Annotated in this window: 2 protein-coding genes and 1 pseudogene; all 3 read right to left on the reverse strand. The window is 71.4% G+C overall.

Going from position 1 to position 2,683, the window contains the following annotated elements; all coding sequences use genetic code 11:
- Positions 1–104 precede the first annotated feature (104 nt).
- A complete protein-coding gene (locus AB0O00_RS34885) occupies positions 105–1,064 on the reverse strand; it encodes a 3-oxoacyl-[acyl-carrier-protein] synthase III C-terminal domain-containing protein (RefSeq protein WP_363658705.1) in 960 nt (319 codons plus the stop codon).
- A gap of 3 nt (positions 1,065–1,067) precedes the next feature.
- Positions 1,068–2,141 carry a 3-oxoacyl-[acyl-carrier-protein] synthase III C-terminal domain-containing protein gene (locus tag AB0O00_RS34890; protein WP_363658707.1) on the reverse strand — a complete coding sequence of 358 codons (1,074 nt, stop codon included), beginning with the start codon at positions 2,139–2,141 and terminating at the stop codon, positions 1,068–1,070.
- 357 nt (positions 2,142–2,498) lie between these two features.
- Positions 2,499–2,683: pseudogene (locus tag AB0O00_RS34895) on the reverse strand (SRPBCC family protein); the annotation flags it as partial.

Consider the following 2,683-nt stretch of genomic DNA (forward strand, 5'->3'; position numbering starts at 1 on the left):
GTCGGGGTGGACGAGAGCGGTGCGGCCGGGGGTGCGGGCGGCGTGGTCGGCGAACAGCTGCGCGGGGGAGGCGTGGTGGCCGCGGGGCAGGGAGGTGGCGGATGTCACTGGATGCTCCCCCCTGGCAGCCGGTAGAGCGAGGCGGCCGAGGTGAGTCCGGCGCCGACGGCGAGGAAGAGCACCCGGTCGTGTCCGGTGAGCCGGCCGGTGTCCAGGGCCTGGCGGTAGCCGTGGACGAGCGCCGAGGTGTGCGGGTCGCCGTGGACGCCCTCGACGGTGACGGCGGCGTCGGCGGCCAGGCCCAGGCGCTTGGCCAGGCGCGCGGCGAACGCGGGCGAGGGCTGGGAGGTGACGAGCAGGGTGCGGTCGAGGGCGAGGCGTGTTCCGTCCGTGCCGTCCTCGGCGTCCAGCAGGCCGCGCACGGAGTCGGCGGCGAGGTCCAGCATCCGCTCCAGGACGTCGTCGTCGCGCTCCACGACGATGCTGGTGCGTCCGTCGGCGCCGACCTCGGGCAGCGGAAGATAGGCGTTGACGCCGTGCCCGCCGTTCGCGCCGGGCAGGGTGCGGTGGTGCACGCGGCCGAAACCGGCGTCGTCGTCGGTGTGTTCCAGCAGCAGGGCCGCCCCGGTGCTCGCGTACGGGAAGGCGGGCGTGCCGGCGCGGGAGGGGTCCGTCGAGGGGTGGGTGTCGGCGCAGACGACCATGACCCGGCGGGCGCTCGCGGTGGCGAGCAGGGCGTCGGCGGCCTGGACGGCGTTGAGCATGCCGCAGGCGCCGTTCATCAGGTCGAAGGAGAACGCGGCCCGCCGCTCGGGGGAGTGGAGGTAGTCGAGGTTGATGCCGATGCGCTTTTGGATGAGCGCGGCGACGGAGGGCTCGACGATGTTGGAGTCGCGGTAGACGCCGACGTTGATCAGGACGTCGACGTCGGCGGGGGCGAGCCCCGCCTGTTCCAGGCAGGCGAGGCCGGCCGCGGCCGCGTGGCCGATGGAGCTGCCGGGGCCGTCGGGGCCGCCGGTGGTGTCGGCCGGGGCGAGGGCGGCCGAGGTGATGACGGTGGGCACGGGTCACACCTCCAGGGAGGAGACGGTCGCGGACAGGTAGCCGGTCACGACGCCGGAGGCGGCAGGCACCATCAGCACCTTCGAGCCCCCGGGTATGCGGCCCTCGGCGAGGGCCTGGTGCAGCACCAGGTAGTGCGAGGTGGTGGCGGTGTTGGCCAGCCGGTCGACGACCGACAGGGACGGCGGCATGGGTGCGCCGAAGCGGCTTGCGCCGGTGGCGTTCATGAAGTCCACGAACCGGGTGCCGACCTGGTGGTGGATGACGAAGTCGTAGCCCTCGTCGGCGAATTGCCGCCCCTGCGCGGCCAGCTTGTCCCCGTGGAAGGCCGGCCACAGCGAGAGCCGGTCCTCGGCGTGCATCTCCTTGTTGTTGGTGTACATGGCCATGCCGCCGGTGGCGTCGCTGGGCATGCCGAGGCACAGGTGCGAGTACTCCGAGCACGTCATCAGCTCGATGTCGTGGATCACGTCCCGCTCGTCCGTCGCGCGGTCCATCACCAGCGCGACGGCGGAGTCCCCGACGGACATCGACGCGAACTGGGGGTCCCTGCTGTCCTCCATCTCGCGCGCGGCGGTGAAGGCGATGGGGGTGATCTGCTCCCCGCTCAGCACCAGGCCGTTGCGCACGGTGCCGGCGCGGATCAGCCGGTCCAGCAGGAGGACGCCGGTCATCATGCCCGCGCACGCGTTGGAGACGTCGAAGCGCAGGGCGCCGTGCGCGCCGATCTCCTCGGCGATGCGGTGCGCGAACGAGGGCTCGAACTGCAGGCGCCCGCCGTCGGCCATGCGGCTGATGGAGCAGGAGATCACGGCGTCGATCCCCTCCGGCGCGTAGCGGGAGCGGCGCAGGCAGTCCCGGGCGGCGGCCACCGCCATCGTGAGGCTGTCCTCGGGGTCGTGCGCGGTGTCGTCCGCCACCCGCCGCTGCGTCGTCCCGGTGATCTTCACGAGGTCGAACTCCGGCGCCTTCTCCAGGCGGCCGAGGAGTTCGGCGGTGCTCATCACCGTCGTGGGGAGGTAGGCCCCGATGGCTTCTAACCGGGTCTTGTTCACGGTGTTGTCCACGGTCTTGTTCACGACACCCTCTTTCTTTCCAGCGCGGGTCCGTCCGATTAAAGGCACGTAAAATCACCCGAGGTGAATCACTGTCACCTTCGTGCACGCTCGAACCCGATGTGCCCATGGCTACTTCGCGGACTTCTCCCAGGCCAGGGGAGTGCCGCTACATGACGCGAGCGCGCCAATCACCGTCGGAGACTATCGCATTACTCATAGCGACATCGCCTCGCGGGCATGTGACGATCGCCACCTGCCCATTTCCGGCCGTGCGCACGCAAAGGCGCCACCATCCTCTCTGTACGGATGGTCAGGGTCGGCGGACGGGTGATAGGGAAGGGTCCATGGTCCTTCTTTTCCCGGATTCCCGCCCAGCCGCTATCGCGTGAGTCCGCGCCATCTCCCGGCGGCGAGCAGGTGGTCCAGCACCCGCCCGAACACGATCCGCCCGGCGGCGGCCACCATGGGGTCGAACAGGCGCGGCAGGCCGGCGATCCGCAGCTCCTCCACCCACACGGCCTCGCTCCCGGCCCCCAGCGCGCGCACCCGCAGTTCGGCGTGGC

Source organism: Kitasatospora sp. NPDC093558 (genome assembly GCF_040683475.1).
Taxonomy (GTDB): Bacteria; Actinomycetota; Actinomycetes; order Streptomycetales; family Streptomycetaceae; genus Kitasatospora.